Genomic DNA, 13,494 nt, shown 5'->3' on the forward strand with positions numbered 1-13,494 from the left:
ATGGCATAAAAGTACGGACAGGTCACTGCGACTGCCGGTCGAGCAACGACTCGACGTGACCGACCACGCCGGTGAGGTGTGCCGTCCCCCAGATCGCCACGATAATCGCACCGATAGCGTCAAACACGAGATCGAGCATCGTGTCGCTGAGACCGAACTGTGTCAGAATCGTGTCGTTCCCGGTCGCCGATGCGGCGAGCGTGATCGAGAACTCGATGACCTCCCAGAGCACGCCGAAGGCCATCACGAACAGGAGGAGGAACACGAACATGAACCGCGAGGGGATCGAGATCTCGTCGGTGTGCTCGTCGAGTGCGCGAACCGTCGTGTACCCGACTGCGGCGACGACCGACGACGAGAGGGCGTGGGTGAAGTGGTCCCACCACCAGATGGTGACGTAGAAGTTCTCTTCGGACCCAGGCAACCCGACAGTTCCGAGCGCGTGGAAGAACGCCGCCGACGTAATCCACAGCGTCAGCGCGGGGTCGAGCGTGATGCCGTAGTCACGTTCCAGCAGCGCCGGGAGCTGCGTGACGAGGATGGCGACACCCGAATTGACGATGATGCCGACGTTGCCCCGCTCGATACCGACCGCCAGGAGCCCGATGAGTGCGAGTGACAGGGCCCGCGAGAGCAGTTGTTGTGTCGCCGGACTGATTCGGAGGCGGTCACGGACCTTCATACGTCCGGCTGGACCTCCTCGGGGACGCGACTGGTCCCGGCCTGCTGTCGGACGTAGTACGCGAACACCACGCCAGCGCCGATACCGGCGATGGTCGACGCGACGAACTCCCACATCACCGCTTCCTCGATGACGTGTTCTGACACCGTCGGATCGAGGATGAAGGTGGTCCCGAGGAACTGGTCGGCCACCCAGCGGACGACCGCCCAGACGCCGGCGGTGGCCATCGTGGTGATGGCGACGAAGACGACGGCGAACCGGGGCGTCATCCGGACGGGGGTAAAGAGCTGGAGTTCGACGGCGAGGATGAGCGCGATGGCGGCGACCGAGAGGTAGGTCGCGAGATTACCGGTCATCGAGAGCGTCGCAAACAGGCGGCCGACGACGGGCAACGCCGCCAACAGGAGGATTTCCCAGGGGAGCATGGCGTCCCGGTTACGCAATAGAACCGGCGGAAACAGCGCCAGTGCCGCGACGGCAGCCGCGAACCCGGCCCACAGCACGTCGGCCTGAACAGCACTCGTCACAGAAACGGCGGCGAGCATGGCGACGATGCACCACGCCGCGAGGGCGTTGACGCGCCTGTCCCGGAGCAACCGCGCTACGTCTCGGCTCATAGTGTCAGGTGAGCCGCGACTCGAAAAACCCTATCGACCGATGCCGGCGGCGTGGGCTGTTCAGATAGCCCCATACGCCATGGCATACGCGAGCGCAGCGATGGTCACCGCCGCCAGCCCCGTCACGACCGTCTCCAGCCAGTCGACGCCGTCACTGAACGGCCGGGTCGGCGCCCCGACGACGCCCAGCGCGAGGACGCTGAACACGAAGTGCGCCGACCGTTCGAGCGTCGGGGCGGGCAAGAACAGGACGGCCGCCCCGTAGCCGATTCCCAGCGCTGCCCGGGGACGGACGAGTTCGGTCAGCGTGTATCCACGGAGGTGGACGTAGGTCCACACGGCGAGCCAGACCGTCGCCAGTTCGATAGCGAACGCCGCCAGGAGGTGCGTGGTCGGGTCGGGGTGGAGTATCACCCGCTCGGCGACGAGGCTCACGTCGAAGGGGTAGAAGAACGGGGGCGGGCCGCCGGTGAAGAGGTCACCGAACGGGTGGGTGAGCAGTCCAAGTAGGGCCAGCCCGGCCACCGTCCGGGGGCTGATATCGCGGGACTGTGCGACCGTGGCGACACCGAGCACGGCCAGGACGAACACGAGCATCACGAGCCCTGCGATGGGGCCGCTGAGTACGCCTGTGAGAACAGTCGCTGCGACGCCGATTGCCAGCGATGCAATTCGGGCGGGCCGTGATTCGGTCGCCCAGAGACCGGCCGCGGCGGCGAGTGCCGCCCCCAGCAGGAGCGAGTGCGTCGGCCCGCGGTGGACGACGTTCGCGGTCTCCCAGAAGCCGTCCGCCGTCAGATTCTCGGCGGCCCCGACGAGCAGCCCGAAGGGGGCGTAGACGATGTCGACGTCGGGAACCGCGGCGAACAGGCCAGCGATGACGCCCAACTGGACCGCCCGCTCGCGGGAGAGTCCAAGCCACCACGCGGCGAGGCCTCCGAGGGCGAACGCGAACAGCGCGTGCCCGACGAACATACGCCGAGTACGACGGCGATACGCTTAAACTCCATGTGTGACGGGATAGCGCGGGACTCGGCCCGCTCAGGACGCGGAATCGACTTTCGTCCAGCGTTCTTCGATGGCCGCGTTGGCCCTGACGACAGTATCGCCGTCGACCCGGAACCGCGTCTTCCGGAGTTCGATGGCGGCCACCTCGCCGGTGGTGTCGCCGGTTTTGATGGTGTCGCCGGGGTTGAAGTCGGGGTCGCGGAGGAGGTAGACGCCGGCGACGGCGTCCTTGATCATCTCCGAGAGCGCGTAGGAGACGCCGAGCGCGAGGAAGCCGGTCGCCGTGCCCAGCGACGCGGCGATGGCGGTCAGGCCGATGATAGAGAGGAAGGATAGCGCCACGCCGAACCACAGGAACACGAGGACGATGACGCCGAGAAACTGGCGGTACACGGGCGACTCGCCGGGCAGCGACCGCTTCAGAACCGCCCGGACGACGAACATGATGGCTTTGATACCGACCGCAGCTATCGCGAGAAAGACGAACGCGGTTATGAGGCGCGGGAGCGCGTCGACGACGTTCGTGACTAGCTGTTCGAGCGCTCGATTGATGACACCGACTTGCACGCCGGATGGTGGACGGAGAGCCCCCTAAGTGTTGGCGTCAGCCGATATGGCTGTGTCGCCGGGGTGACGGACCACCTCGTAGTCACCGTCCTCGGTAATACCGATGACGGCCCAGTCATAGGATACGTCTCGTCGAGTGAGACGGCGGCTGAGGTGCGTTGCCTCGCCCGTGCGTGTGACGAAACAGCGCAAATCGCCGCCCTCGGGTATCGGGTCCTGCGAGTCGAGCACTGAGACAGTGACGACGCGCCAGTCGCGTTCCGCTCGCAGTTCGGTGCCAGTGCGCGACACGGTGTATCCGAGGTCGTCGAATATCGACCGGGCCTGCTCGTCGAGTGATGTGGTAACGGCCCCCATCTGAGAGTCAGTACCACCGGCTATCTGATAAACGTTCCCACTAGCTATGTGGCTGACAGTTGGGCCGGCGACACAGCCGTCGAAAAACGCAGAACAGCACGGGTCTGTCACCCGGACCCGACTGTTACTCGTGGGCCGCGTCCCACTCCTCAGCCTTGCGGAGGTTCGAGCAGTCGTTACAGCGGATGCGGCCCATCGAGTCCATCGCGTTGTTGAACGTCTCACAGTTGCTACAGAAGTAGCCCCAGCGTCGCTCGCGGTCGTCATCGCGGTAGACGACATGAAACGCGCCTTTCGTGCCGATGTCGCCGTCGCTCCTGTCGACGTACAGCGTCTCGCCGTCGGGACCTTCGAGTGCGTCCATACGTACGCATGACGGGCCAGCGGCTAAATCACTGCGGAAACCATTAATGGCTGGTTCCCCTGAACTGCGGGTGTGAGTCCCCGGATCATCCAGTACTCCGACGTGGAGAAAGCGTACGATACACCCGAACGGATCGGGCGATTTGCGGGGACAGTGACCGCCGCTGACGGCCCGGATGCGCTGGTGGTCGGCACCGGGGACAACACCGGTCCGGGGGTGCTGTCGCTGGTCACCGACGGCGAGCAGTCGCTGGACCTCTTCACTGCGCTGACACCCGCGTTCGAGACGCTTGGCAACCACGACTTCGACCACGGACTCGACGCGACGCGGGACATCATCGCCAGGTCGCCCCAGACGTGGCTGACTGCGAACGTCGAACAGGACGGCGAGCGGTTCGCCCGACGACTGACCCGGCCGTGGGCGAGCCGGACCGTCGACGGGCAACAGCTCGGCTTCGTCGGCGTGACCGACCCCGACACGGCCGCAGCTAATCCACAGGCGACGACGCTGACGTTCACGGACCCCCTCGAAGCCGTCGCTGAGGCGGCCACGGCACTTCGAGCGGACGGGGCCGACGTTGTTGTCGTGCTCTCCCATCTGGGCCGTACTGACGAGAAACTGGCCCGCACCTGCGACGTGGACGTCATCCTCGGCGGGCACGTCCACGAGCGCCGCATCGACCGTGTCGCCGGCACACTGCTCACCAGACCGGGAGCCAACGGCAAGACCGTCGTCGAGGTCGACCTCGGCGGGCCGGAACCGACTGCGGAGTTCCGCGAGACTGCCGACGGTCCCGTCGACGACCACGTCGCAGAGGCCATCGAGGACAGACTCTCCGCTGCGGGACTCGACGAGGTCGTCGGGCACGTCGAGGAACCGCTGGACCGGAGCCGGGCGACGACCTACGGCGGTGAGTGCCGCCTCGGCAACCTCGTCGCGGACGCGTACCGGTGGGCGACGGGCGCGGACGTGGGCCTCCAGAACAGCGGTGGCCTCCGGAACGACACGGTCCCGCTGGACGGGGCACTCACGGTCGCCGATATGGTCTCTATCGTCCCCTTCGAGGAACCCCTGACCGTCGCCGAACTGACGGGCGCGGAGCTCCGGACGCTGTGTCGACAGGGCAGCGGGCGACAGGTCGAGTTCGGAGAACCGGACTGGTGGCACGCCCACCTCAGCGGCGTCGAGCTGGTCTGGAACGACGACACGCAGACTATCGAGCGACTGCGAATCGACGGCCGACCGGTCCGTGACACCGAGACGTACACGCTCGCGACGAGCAACTACCTCTACTACACGGAGCGAGAATTTCCTGTCTTGACCGAGTCTCATCGGGTCAGCGTCGCTGACGTACAGTACGAGGCGCTGGCCGACTACGTCCGCGAGACCGATATCGCCCCGACTGTCGACGGGCGACTCACTCGTCGCTAGCGATTTAAACCTCGGCACGGTACATCTCGCCGATGCCACAGGTCGTCGTCCCAGTCAGATACCCGCTCTCGGAGAACTCCAGAGCCACGCTTGCGGAGGCCATTCAGATCGCCGACGAGGAGGACGCGGACCTCACCGTCTTACACGTTAACCTCTACCAGAACAGCCACCGGGTCGACCGGACGGAACTCAAACAGGCCGTCGAGCAGTCGTTCGGCCACGTCCCGCGGACGCGGTACGTCGTCCGGTCGGGGATGCTCGTCGAAGAGACGATTCTCGACGAGGTCGCCGCACAGGACGCCGATATCGTCGTTATCGGGAGTAAACAGGCGAGTCGCTGGCGACAGATGATCCGGCGGCTGGTCGACGACCCCGACGTCGAACAGTTCCTCCGCGAGGAACTCGACTGCGAAATCGTCACTGTCGAGCCGGATGCCCAGTCCAGCCGTCACTCGTCAGCGAGGTCGTCGGGGTCCTGACGGGGTGGGACGGGCGAGTCACCGGTGGCCGCGTGGCTCCGGCCACCATTGTTCAGTCCGCTCAGTCCGTCGTTGAGTGAGACGTTCATCTCCCCGCTGGTGTCGTCGAAGTACAGGTGCGAGTGCGGGTAGGCGATTTCGACGTTTGCGTCTTCGAGCCGTCGCCAGACGTTCGTCTGGACCCTCGAGCGTGCGGCGAGCAGTTTGTACGGTTCCGTCACCCAGTACCGGAGCGTCAGCAACACGCCGTGGTCGGCGAACTCGTTGATATACACAGTCGGCGAGGCGGGATACCGGGCCGCGCCGACACGGATGTCCGGCCCGCCGGAGATGACGTTGTCCACCTCGCGCGCGGCGTCTTCGATCAGCTTCCGCGCGGCCGGGATGTCGCTCTCGTAGGTGACGAGGACGTCGAGCGACAGCCGCGTCCGGGAGTCCTCCGCCGAGTAGTTGATCACGTCGCGCTGGCGCATCTCCCCGTTGGGGATGACGAGGAAGGTGTTGTCGAGCGTGAACATCTTGGTGTGCCGCAGCGTGATGTCCTCGACAAAGCCGCGCTGCCCCCGGTCGGCGAGTTCGATCATGTCGCCGATCTCGTAGGGCTGATCGGCCAGCAAGAAGACCCCAGAAATCAGGCTCCCGAGGATCGGTGCCAGCACGAAACCCACAGCGGCCGAGAAGACGGTAATTAACAGCGAAATGTCGGCGAGCTGTAACCCGTAGATGTTCAGGATGGTCAGCAGCGCGAACACGTACACGCTGACGCGGATTCCCCGGAGCGCCATCCGGGTCAGGCTGGGTCGGCGGAATCGCTGTGCGACCCGCCGACCGAGGAGCCGAACGAGGATGCGAGAGATCGCGATGGCCAGCGCGATGACGAGGAGCGACTTGCCGACGTTCGCGATCCACATCGGAATTTCGAAGGGGAGAAATCCTCCGATGTCAGTGGCTACCTCTGTCGCCACTTCCGTCGCGGCTTCGGTCGGCGTCGGGGTGGGTGTCTGCAACGGCCAGACAGGGCCAAAACGCATGCCATGGAATCGACACCGCCCCGAGAAAAGGGTTCCCCTCCCGAACTACTTATACTGTCGGCTGTAACTATTTCAAGACATCCGCCACCCCGAGGTGGCGAAATTCTTCACAGACTTACAGCCGACAGTATTACCCCTTGCGGCCCGTCTGAAAAAACATGTCTTCCGATGACATCTCGGTGGTCCTCTCGGACGACCGACCACCGGTCGATACGCTGGCAGTCGGCGTCTCGGAGTACGGCTTGGCCGGCCTCACGGCCGTCGATTATCTCGCCGACCAGCATTCGATGCGAGAGGTCGGTCATCTACGGACGCCGGGACCGCCGTTCATTACCCCATTCGAGAACGGAACACCGAGACATCACACGCGGCTGTATGTCGACGAAGCAGCGTCGTTTGCAGTCTTAGTCGGCGAACGGTTCGTGCCACCAGCCCAAGCCAAGTCGCTTGCCGAGGCAATCACGACTGCCGGGGAAAAACTGGACGCTTCGAACATTACGATGCTCACCGGCGTCCCCATCGCGCACGGGCCCGACGACCACGCCCCGTTTTACATCGCAACGCCAGCGTATCGGGAAGCGTATCTCGACGATACCGACATCAGGCCGATGGGGAGCGGGTTCCTCGACGGACTGAGTGCGGAGCTTGTCACCATGGGTATCGACGGCTCGCTTTCGACCGGCGTTTTCACAACGCCGACACATCCGCAAGCGCCCGATGCTGCGGCCGCAATCAGACTGCTCACCGCACTGAAAGAGACCCATGCGATCCAGATCGACACCGGTCCGCTAGAGGCCTTTGCCGCGAATATCGAAGCCCACTATCAGGCACTCGCTGAGCGGATGGAAGCCGCCGATTCCGACCGAATGTCTGATGACCGAATGTATATGTAATTGCTAAAATTTGGGACGTTCATCCATGTTTTCGTGGATTAAAACTATATCAATTCCACATTGTGCGTGAACAATAAAACATTTCGCCGACACCTTTTTCAGCGTACAGCGCGTTCCTTTCCTTGATGACCTCCACCGAAATCTACACGACCAGCGCGGTCGACTCAGACCCACCGCCACAGACGCGGTCCAAGACATCGCTGTTTTGCCCCCACTGCGGTCACGAGAGCGCAGTGACGGGCGACTGGACCGCCGAAGCAACGGAACACAGTCTACAGCTCCGGTGTCCGGACTGTGACACCGTCGTCCAACAGCGATAGACTGCGTAACTACTTCTCGCCGTCTGTAGACGAGGGACTTCCCGGGTTCTCAGCGGGCGGACTCACTTTGATGAACTCGACGACGAGATACACCACTGAGATGACGGCCAGTATGAGCAAGAAACCCGCTTCTGAAGAACTCTGCAGACTCACTCCAAGGGTGGCAAGCGTTGCAACGAGTACGGCGGTACACCGACGGATTGTCTGGCGGAGGAGGGCAGTGTCGTCCATACGTGGCTTCTTCACTGCCAGCAACAAGAACCTTCGACCCCGCTTTCCGTCGCCGGGACCCGTCCTGCTGGATGCGGAAAAGACAGCAGTCCGCCTCATACTGTTGGCTGTGACTATTTTAAGATATTCGCCACCCCGGGTGGCGAAATTCTTTACAGACGTACAGCCGACAGTATCAGTACTCGTGGATTCCGTCGTCAGTGACGACCGTATCAAGCAGGTGCGTCGGCGTGGCGTCGTAGGCCGGATTTGCGACCTCGAACCCCTCCGCGGGTTCCCGGAGTACCTCAGATGGTGACCGGATCTCGTTTTCGAAGGCGAAGGCCCCGTCGACGTACTTCGCGGCGGCCCCGACGACCGTCACCGGCACGTCGTTGTCCGCCGCCGCCGTCGCAATCGGATAGGTGCCGATGCGGTTGTACAGCGTGTCGTCGACGATGCAGTCCATGCCGACGAGCACGCGGTCGACCTGTGACATGAAGTGGCCGGCGGCGCTGTCGACGATGAGCGTGACGTCGACGCCGTCACGGTCAGAGAGGTGTCGCGTCATCTTTCGACCGAGGAAGCGTGGTCGCGACTCCGTCACGTACACCTCGAAGCTGTGGCCGGCCTCGATGGCGTCGTCGATGGCCGCAAGGACCGTCGAGGAGAAGTCGTGGGTCAACAGCACGTCGTCGTCGGCGATCTCCGACACGGCGCGTGCAGCGGCGCGGTCTTTCGACGACTCCACCGAGTCGACAACGTCGTCGATAGCCTCGGTAGTCAGTTCCTTGGCAGTCGCCACATCGTCGGGGTCCGCATCCGAGACAGTGGTCACGATTTTGTGCTGAGTGGTATGGAGGGAGGCGTGGGAGGGGTTCGCCCGCCGGAGGGCGCTGCTGTTCCGGTCGAGCGAGCGGAGGTAGTCCTCGACCGTCGGGTACTCCCTGTCAGTCAGGTCCCGGAGCGCCTGGGCGGCTTTGACTGCGACCACGGAGGAACTGTGGGTCTGCATCTCCGAGATCTCCTCGACAGTCTCGTCTATCATACCGGTGGCTGTGAGTTGGACCGATATGTGTCTTCCCCTCGCCGTCGAACAGCATTTAACGCCGTCTCACATTAGGGGTGATAGACGGCTATGGGACAGTTCAGGACTGAGACCGTCGGGATGACGGAGGGCATCGGCGTTGCCGTGCTCATCGGACTGACGCTACTCGTGACGGCTATCGTCGGGCTGAACGTCCTCGTCATCGAGGACGACGACGGCGGCGGCCCGCAGGCGAATTTCAGCTACGACTACGTCGAGGACAACGAACTGCTCATCGTTACACACGCCCGCGGCGACGAGTTCGAAGCGGGGAACGTCGAATTCGAAGGACCGAGCAGAACGGTCACCTGGGCACAGGTGGCGAACCGGGAGCCCGACGCGATGATCGGTCCGGGCGACATCGCGCAGTTGAGCAGCGGGAACGCCTACGAGCGGCGGGTGAGCGCCCGTGACACGATTACGATATACCACAACACGAGCGGGAACCGGACCCAGCTAGACCAGTGGGACGGCGCGAACTGACGGCGGTACTGCTGTAGACCAGTCAGTCCGCCGAAGCGACGGTCTCACGGTCGCTCTGTGCCGGCCGACCGAACCAGTCGTCGAAGGAGAGCGGCCCGGCACCCATCGTGAACACCGCTGAGGCCATTCCGAACAGCGTGATGTGCGCGAGCACCGGGTCGTCCGGCAGGCCGAACAGCGTCGTGGTGAACAGAATAAAGGAGACGGCCGCGGCCCCGCGGGTCATGAAGCCGAAGATCAACACCAGACCGACCAGCACCTCGGTCAGGCCGGCGCCGAGCACCCACATGCCGGGGTCGACGGGCACGACGGCGGTGAGATCGTACTTTTCGACGACCAGCAGCGCCTGGCCGGGGTCGGCGAGTTTCTGGAACAGTCCGAGGTAGATGAACGTCACACCCATGCCGACCCGGACGATGACCGGGACGTACTCGCGGTACGGTGCCGTCGCCGAGTCGAGAAAGCCCTTGAGATAGTGGACCGGGTCGACGCGGCCGTAGTAGGTCCCGTCGGTGCTGGCGACCTGCTGGAGCATGTGGTCGGCGCTCGGGCGACCACCGCCCAGAATCAACAGTGCCAGAAAGGCCGGGACGTACTCCATAGCGAGCACGACGCCCGGGTCGACGGTCAGTGCCCATCCGTAAGTCAATAGCCCGATAGTCGTGACGATACGGGTCGCGAGCCCGAACAGGAGCGTGAACCCCAGCCCGATAAACAGGGCACGGACGAGCGGGTTCGTGGTCGGGTCAAACGTCACTGTGGGAGCGAACAGGTATCCCTGGAAGCCAGCGCCGACGAGCGGCAGCCCCACGCTGAGTCGGAGCATCCACGGGACGAGGTCCGCGTAGCCGACGAGTACGTCCCGGAGGATGACGATGTCCGTAATCGTGGGTCGGACCCAGAGATATGCCGCGAGGCCGACAGTCACGGCGAACCCCGAGGCGCCGAAAACGGCCGCGTTAACCGGGTTCGACAGCACGGATATCGCAAACGCCACCGCGTCGAGGGCCTCCCCCGGCCCCCCGGTCACGTAGTCGACGTGTGCCGCCGCGGGTCGCGAAAAGAGAGTGAGAACGAGCGCGACAGTTCCGGCGAGACTCGGGATACGCGTCTTCATACCTGACAATTCGTGGGCTAGCTACCTAATCCTTCGTTCGTTCCCTGCCGGTTCGACAGCCCACCTCTGTAGGCGGTGGAATTATATCTACGCCTCCACTACTTATACGGCAGTGAGCGTCAACATCGAGACACAGATCGTCGAACGCGGGGACGACGAACACGTCGACGCGGCGTGGCGGCTCAAGGAAAACATCCGCGAATCCGACGGGGTCCTGCGACAGCGGCGGGGGTTCTTTCGCGACGCCTACCGACGGTCGACCACCTATCTCTACATCGACCGGTCCAAGGACCGCCTCATCGGCTTCGCCGCGGTTCGACGCGACGGCTACATTCTCTTTCTCGCAGTCGACGACGAGTACAGGGGCCACGGCTTCGGCAAGCGACTCGTCGCCCGCGTCGCCGAGGACTACGGCAGCGTGACCTGCCACGCCCGGGCGACGAATCGGGAGGCGATCGGCTTCTACAAACACATCGGCTTCGAGATCCGGCGGCGCATCGACAACTACTACGAGGACGGCGGCGACGCCTACTACCTCAAACTCGGCGAAGACTCTATCACTGACAAACTGTCGAAGTTCCTGCGTAGCTAAGCGAACGCTTTTCAAGGGACCTCCCCAACGAGGTAGCCGATGGAAGAGCGGACCCGCGCGTACCTCCGTGGCCGGTTCGGCGATCACTACCGACAGGCGTCAGTAACGCCGCCGCCGGCCGCGAACGAACGTGAATGGGGATTCATTCCCTGGACCGACGGCCCCGGCGAGACGATGGTCCGCCATCGCTCGCTGCTGGACCTCGGCGAGATCGAGGACTTCCTCGGTCGCCGGAAGCCCCGCCACGTCTACTTCTCCGCGGGCCGCTACGACGAACCGAGCGCTTCGACGATGTCGGACAAGGGCTGGCGCTCCTCGGACCTCGTGTTCGACCTCGACGCCGACCACCTGCCCTCGGTGGTGCTTGGCGAGGACACCTACGCCGAGATGCTCGAAAAGTGCAAGGACGCGCTGCTTCGACTGCTTGACTTCCTGGAAGACGACTTCGGCTTCGAGGACCTGACCGTCGTCTTCTCCGGCGGTCGGGGGTACCACGTCCACGTCCGAGACGAGCGCATCCGCGGCCTCGAACGGGACGCCCGCCGGGAAATCGTCGACTACGTCCGCGGTATCGGCCTGGAGTTCGACGAACTCGTCGACGAGGAGTCCGTCGCCGGCACGGCCGGCCGGTCCAGTCCGGCACAGAAGCGGACGCTCTCGACGGAGGGCGGCTGGAGCGCCCGCGCGCACCGCCACATGCTCACTGTCGTCGACGACCTCCTCGCGATGGAGGAGGCGGACGCGCTCGAACAACTGCAGGAGTACGACGGCATCGGCGAGGGGAAGGCGACGGCGGCGCTGAACGCGGCCCGGTCGAACTACGAGCAACTGGAGGCCGGCAACATCGACGTGCATCCGGCGTTCTACCAGCTGGCGAAGATCCTCCTTCATGAGGTCGTCGCGGCGGACAACGCGCCGATAGACGAACCGGTGACGACGGACACGAACCGGCTCATCCGCCTGCCCGGGTCGCTACACGGCGGCAGCGGGCTTGAAGTCCAGCGCATCGACCGCGAGGACATCGACGCGTTCGACCCGCTGGTCGACCCCGTGCCGGAGACGTTCCGGGGCCACGACATCACCGTCGAGGTGACTGACGGGGGCCTCGTCGAGCTGGATGGCGATAGCTTTACACTGGAGGCGGGTAATCAGACTGTACCAGAGCACGTGGGCGTGTTTCTCATGGCCCGTGGCCGCGCCGAGAAGGGGAAAGAATGAACGTAGACGAACTCCAGTCCGTCCAATCGCGGGAACGCCAGACCGACCAGCTCCAGCAGCTGCGCGAAACGTTCTACGAGGACGCCGGCCAGTTCATTCAACAGCTCCGGTCGGAGCGCGACCGCGCGGCCGAGCGCGCCGAGGACCCGTTCGACTCGCCCGAGGTCAACCGCCTGACCGACGATATCAAGACCGCTGAGCAGACTGTCGAAGCCGTTTACGAACGGCGCGTCGGCAAGATCGTCAAGATGGCGTCGCTGGCCGCGGCAGACATGCCGACCGAGGACGACGGCCTCACACGCGAGGAGCGGGACCTGTTCGAGACGATGGTCGAGGCTATCGAGTCCAACCGGGGCCACGTCCTCGACGTCATCGCGGGGGAGGCCCCGACCGGCGCGGTCGGCGACGAGCCGAACTCGGACGAGCGACAGGCCCCCGATCCGGAGCCACGTCAGACGGCGGACGAACCGGCAGCCGACACGGCCGACCCGCCCGAGCCCCTATCGACGCCGGACACGGGTGTCGACGCGGCCGACATGATGGGCAGCGGCGGGGACCAGTCGGAGCCAGCGGAAGAACCCGACACACCGACGCCGCCGGACCTGGATACGGGCAGCAATCCCACTGTCGACAGTCAGTCCGATCCGGCAGACGTGCCGGCCGCCGGTGACGACGTACCGGTCCCACCGGCCGAACCCGGCGCTGAGTCCAATTCCGGACCAGCGGCGGACCCGACGCACGCCGACGGCGGACCGCAGTCACCAGCCAGTTCAGATACCGCTGGAGCCGCTGACGTGGACCGACGGACGGTCCGCATCACGGACGACGTGGGCGAGATATTCGGCGTCGACCAGCGCGAGTACGACCTCTCGACGGACGACGTGGTGACGCTGCCGGCCGACAACGCCGACCCGCTGGTCGAACAGGACGCCGCCGAACCGTTAGAATAAGCCGACGCGACGGGCTGGAACAGGCCGCTGTGCGAAGTACCGCCCGACATTCTGTTCTGTGACAGCGATGGACTATTTGTGGACAGTC

Annotated in this window: 18 protein-coding genes; 8 read left to right on the top strand and 10 right to left on the bottom strand. The window is 64.5% G+C overall.

What is annotated here, in order from left to right; all coding sequences use genetic code 11:
- Positions 1-22: 22 nt before the first annotated feature.
- The 6 genes from VI340_RS04135 to VI340_RS04160 all read right to left on the bottom strand — a co-directional run bounded on the left by VI340_RS04135 (position 23) and on the right by VI340_RS04160 (position 3,595).
- A complete protein-coding gene (locus VI340_RS04135; RefSeq protein ID WP_008310060.1) occupies positions 23-682 on the bottom strand; it encodes a hypothetical protein in 660 nt (219 codons plus the stop codon).
- On the bottom strand, positions 679-1,299 hold the full coding sequence (locus tag VI340_RS04140; protein ID WP_049942928.1) for a hypothetical protein: 621 nt from the start codon (positions 1,297-1,299) through the stop codon (positions 679-681). The genes VI340_RS04135 and VI340_RS04140 overlap by 4 nt, the downstream gene beginning before the upstream one ends.
- Positions 1,300-1,359: 60 nt before the next feature.
- The gene (locus tag VI340_RS04145) at positions 1,360-2,274 is read right to left on the bottom strand and encodes a metal-dependent hydrolase (RefSeq protein WP_008310058.1); all 915 of its coding nucleotides are present in this window, start codon (positions 2,272-2,274) and stop codon (positions 1,360-1,362) included.
- Positions 2,275-2,340: 66 nt separating this feature from the next.
- Positions 2,341-2,874, bottom strand: a complete 534-nt coding sequence (locus tag VI340_RS04150; RefSeq protein WP_336357843.1) for a mechanosensitive ion channel domain-containing protein — start codon at positions 2,872-2,874, stop codon at positions 2,341-2,343.
- A gap of 24 nt (positions 2,875-2,898) precedes the next feature.
- The gene (locus VI340_RS04155; RefSeq protein WP_008310056.1) at positions 2,899-3,231 is read right to left on the bottom strand and encodes a DUF7116 family protein; all 333 of its coding nucleotides are present in this window, start codon (positions 3,229-3,231) and stop codon (positions 2,899-2,901) included.
- Positions 3,232-3,355: 124 nt separating this feature from the next.
- A complete protein-coding gene (locus tag VI340_RS04160) occupies positions 3,356-3,595 on the bottom strand; it encodes a DUF5816 domain-containing protein (protein WP_008310055.1) in 240 nt (79 codons plus the stop codon).
- A gap of 72 nt (positions 3,596-3,667) precedes the next feature.
- Here VI340_RS04160 and VI340_RS04165 point away from each other — a divergent pair, with 72 nt between their 5' ends.
- Entirely contained in the window at positions 3,668-5,026 is a 1,359-nt protein-coding gene (locus VI340_RS04165) for a bifunctional metallophosphatase/5'-nucleotidase (RefSeq protein ID WP_008310053.1), read from the top strand.
- Between the two features lie 32 nt (positions 5,027-5,058).
- On the top strand, positions 5,059-5,505 hold the full coding sequence (locus VI340_RS04170) for a universal stress protein (RefSeq protein ID WP_008310051.1): 447 nt from the start codon (positions 5,059-5,061) through the stop codon (positions 5,503-5,505).
- Here VI340_RS04170 and VI340_RS04175 read toward each other — a convergent pair.
- Positions 5,475-6,536, bottom strand: a complete 1,062-nt coding sequence (locus VI340_RS04175) for a mechanosensitive ion channel family protein (RefSeq protein ID WP_336357844.1) — start codon at positions 6,534-6,536, stop codon at positions 5,475-5,477. The genes VI340_RS04170 and VI340_RS04175 overlap by 31 nt on opposite strands.
- Before the next feature lie 158 nt (positions 6,537-6,694).
- On the opposite strand from VI340_RS04175, the gene VI340_RS04180 reads away from it, so the two are divergent.
- Positions 6,695-7,429, top strand: coding sequence for a proteasome assembly chaperone family protein (locus VI340_RS04180; protein ID WP_008310048.1), 735 nt, complete (start codon positions 6,695-6,697; stop codon positions 7,427-7,429).
- A 125-nt stretch (positions 7,430-7,554) separates the two neighbouring features.
- The gene (locus VI340_RS04185) at positions 7,555-7,749 is read left to right on the top strand and encodes a hypothetical protein (protein WP_008310046.1); all 195 of its coding nucleotides are present in this window, start codon (positions 7,555-7,557) and stop codon (positions 7,747-7,749) included.
- A gap of 9 nt (positions 7,750-7,758) precedes the next feature.
- On the opposite strand, the gene VI340_RS04190 is transcribed toward VI340_RS04185, so the two are convergent.
- Together VI340_RS04190 and VI340_RS04195 are read right to left on the bottom strand one after the other, a co-directional pair.
- Entirely contained in the window at positions 7,759-7,980 is a 222-nt protein-coding gene (locus VI340_RS04190) for a hypothetical protein (RefSeq protein WP_336357845.1), read from the bottom strand.
- Between the two features lie 175 nt (positions 7,981-8,155).
- Positions 8,156-9,007 carry a translation initiation factor eIF-2B gene (locus VI340_RS04195; RefSeq protein ID WP_336329701.1) on the bottom strand — a complete coding sequence of 284 codons (852 nt, stop codon included), beginning with the start codon at positions 9,005-9,007 and terminating at the stop codon, positions 8,156-8,158.
- Between the two features lie 90 nt (positions 9,008-9,097).
- Here VI340_RS04195 and VI340_RS04200 point away from each other — a divergent pair, with 90 nt between their 5' ends.
- The gene (locus VI340_RS04200; RefSeq protein ID WP_008310041.1) at positions 9,098-9,529 is read left to right on the top strand and encodes a type IV pilin; all 432 of its coding nucleotides are present in this window, start codon (positions 9,098-9,100) and stop codon (positions 9,527-9,529) included.
- A gap of 22 nt (positions 9,530-9,551) precedes the next feature.
- Here the strand turns inward: VI340_RS04200 and VI340_RS04205 are convergent, their stop codons facing one another.
- Complete coding sequence (locus VI340_RS04205) at positions 9,552-10,646, bottom strand: DoxX family protein (RefSeq protein WP_008310039.1); 1,095 nt, start codon at positions 10,644-10,646, stop codon at positions 9,552-9,554.
- 112 nt (positions 10,647-10,758) lie between these two features.
- Between VI340_RS04205 and VI340_RS04210 the strand changes: the two genes are divergently transcribed.
- Genes VI340_RS04210 through VI340_RS04220 form a run of 3 tightly spaced genes read left to right on the top strand, consistent with a single transcriptional unit; the run spans position 10,759 to position 13,406 of the window.
- A complete protein-coding gene (locus tag VI340_RS04210) occupies positions 10,759-11,238 on the top strand; it encodes a GNAT family N-acetyltransferase (RefSeq protein WP_008310038.1) in 480 nt (159 codons plus the stop codon).
- A gap of 39 nt (positions 11,239-11,277) precedes the next feature.
- The gene (priS, locus tag VI340_RS04215; RefSeq protein ID WP_008310036.1) at positions 11,278-12,456 is read left to right on the top strand and encodes a DNA primase small subunit PriS; all 1,179 of its coding nucleotides are present in this window, start codon (positions 11,278-11,280) and stop codon (positions 12,454-12,456) included.
- Positions 12,453-13,406, top strand: a complete 954-nt coding sequence (locus tag VI340_RS04220) for a hypothetical protein (protein ID WP_336357846.1) — start codon at positions 12,453-12,455, stop codon at positions 13,404-13,406. The genes priS and VI340_RS04220 overlap by 4 nt, the downstream gene beginning before the upstream one ends.
- Positions 13,407-13,494: the final 88 nt, after the last annotated feature.

The organism is Haloarcula sp. CGMCC 1.6347 (assembly GCF_037078395.1).
Classification (GTDB): Archaea; Halobacteriota; Halobacteria; order Halobacteriales; family Haloarculaceae; genus Haloarcula; species Haloarcula amylolytica.

Excerpts from the sequence above, each read along its gene's own strand:
- VI340_RS04195 (WP_336329701.1), bottom strand. The coding sequence starts at position 9,007 with ATGATAGACGAGACTGTCGAGGAGATCTCGGAGATGCAGACCCACAGT.
- VI340_RS04220 (WP_336357846.1), top strand. The coding sequence starts at position 12,453 with ATGAACGTAGACGAACTCCAGTCCGTCCAATCGCGGGAACGCCAGACC.
- VI340_RS04140 (WP_049942928.1), bottom strand. The coding sequence starts at position 1,299 with ATGAGCCGAGACGTAGCGCGGTTGCTCCGGGACAGGCGCGTCAACGCC.
- VI340_RS04190 (WP_336357845.1), bottom strand. The coding sequence starts at position 7,980 with ATGGACGACACTGCCCTCCTCCGCCAGACAATCCGTCGGTGTACCGCC.
- VI340_RS04180 (WP_008310048.1), top strand. The coding sequence starts at position 6,695 with ATGTCTTCCGATGACATCTCGGTGGTCCTCTCGGACGACCGACCACCG.
- VI340_RS04160 (WP_008310055.1), bottom strand. The coding sequence starts at position 3,595 with ATGGACGCACTCGAAGGTCCCGACGGCGAGACGCTGTACGTCGACAGG.
- VI340_RS04155 (WP_008310056.1), bottom strand. The coding sequence starts at position 3,231 with ATGGGGGCCGTTACCACATCACTCGACGAGCAGGCCCGGTCGATATTC.
- priS (WP_008310036.1), top strand. The coding sequence starts at position 11,278 with ATGGAAGAGCGGACCCGCGCGTACCTCCGTGGCCGGTTCGGCGATCAC.
- VI340_RS04170 (WP_008310051.1), top strand. The coding sequence starts at position 5,059 with ATGCCACAGGTCGTCGTCCCAGTCAGATACCCGCTCTCGGAGAACTCC.
- VI340_RS04200 (WP_008310041.1), top strand. The coding sequence starts at position 9,098 with ATGGGACAGTTCAGGACTGAGACCGTCGGGATGACGGAGGGCATCGGC.
- VI340_RS04145 (WP_008310058.1), bottom strand. The coding sequence starts at position 2,274 with ATGTTCGTCGGGCACGCGCTGTTCGCGTTCGCCCTCGGAGGCCTCGCC.
- VI340_RS04205 (WP_008310039.1), bottom strand. The coding sequence starts at position 10,646 with ATGAAGACGCGTATCCCGAGTCTCGCCGGAACTGTCGCGCTCGTTCTC.
- VI340_RS04185 (WP_008310046.1), top strand. The coding sequence starts at position 7,555 with ATGACCTCCACCGAAATCTACACGACCAGCGCGGTCGACTCAGACCCA.
- VI340_RS04175 (WP_336357844.1), bottom strand. The coding sequence starts at position 6,536 with ATGCGTTTTGGCCCTGTCTGGCCGTTGCAGACACCCACCCCGACGCCG.
- VI340_RS04135 (WP_008310060.1), bottom strand. The coding sequence starts at position 682 with ATGAAGGTCCGTGACCGCCTCCGAATCAGTCCGGCGACACAACAACTG.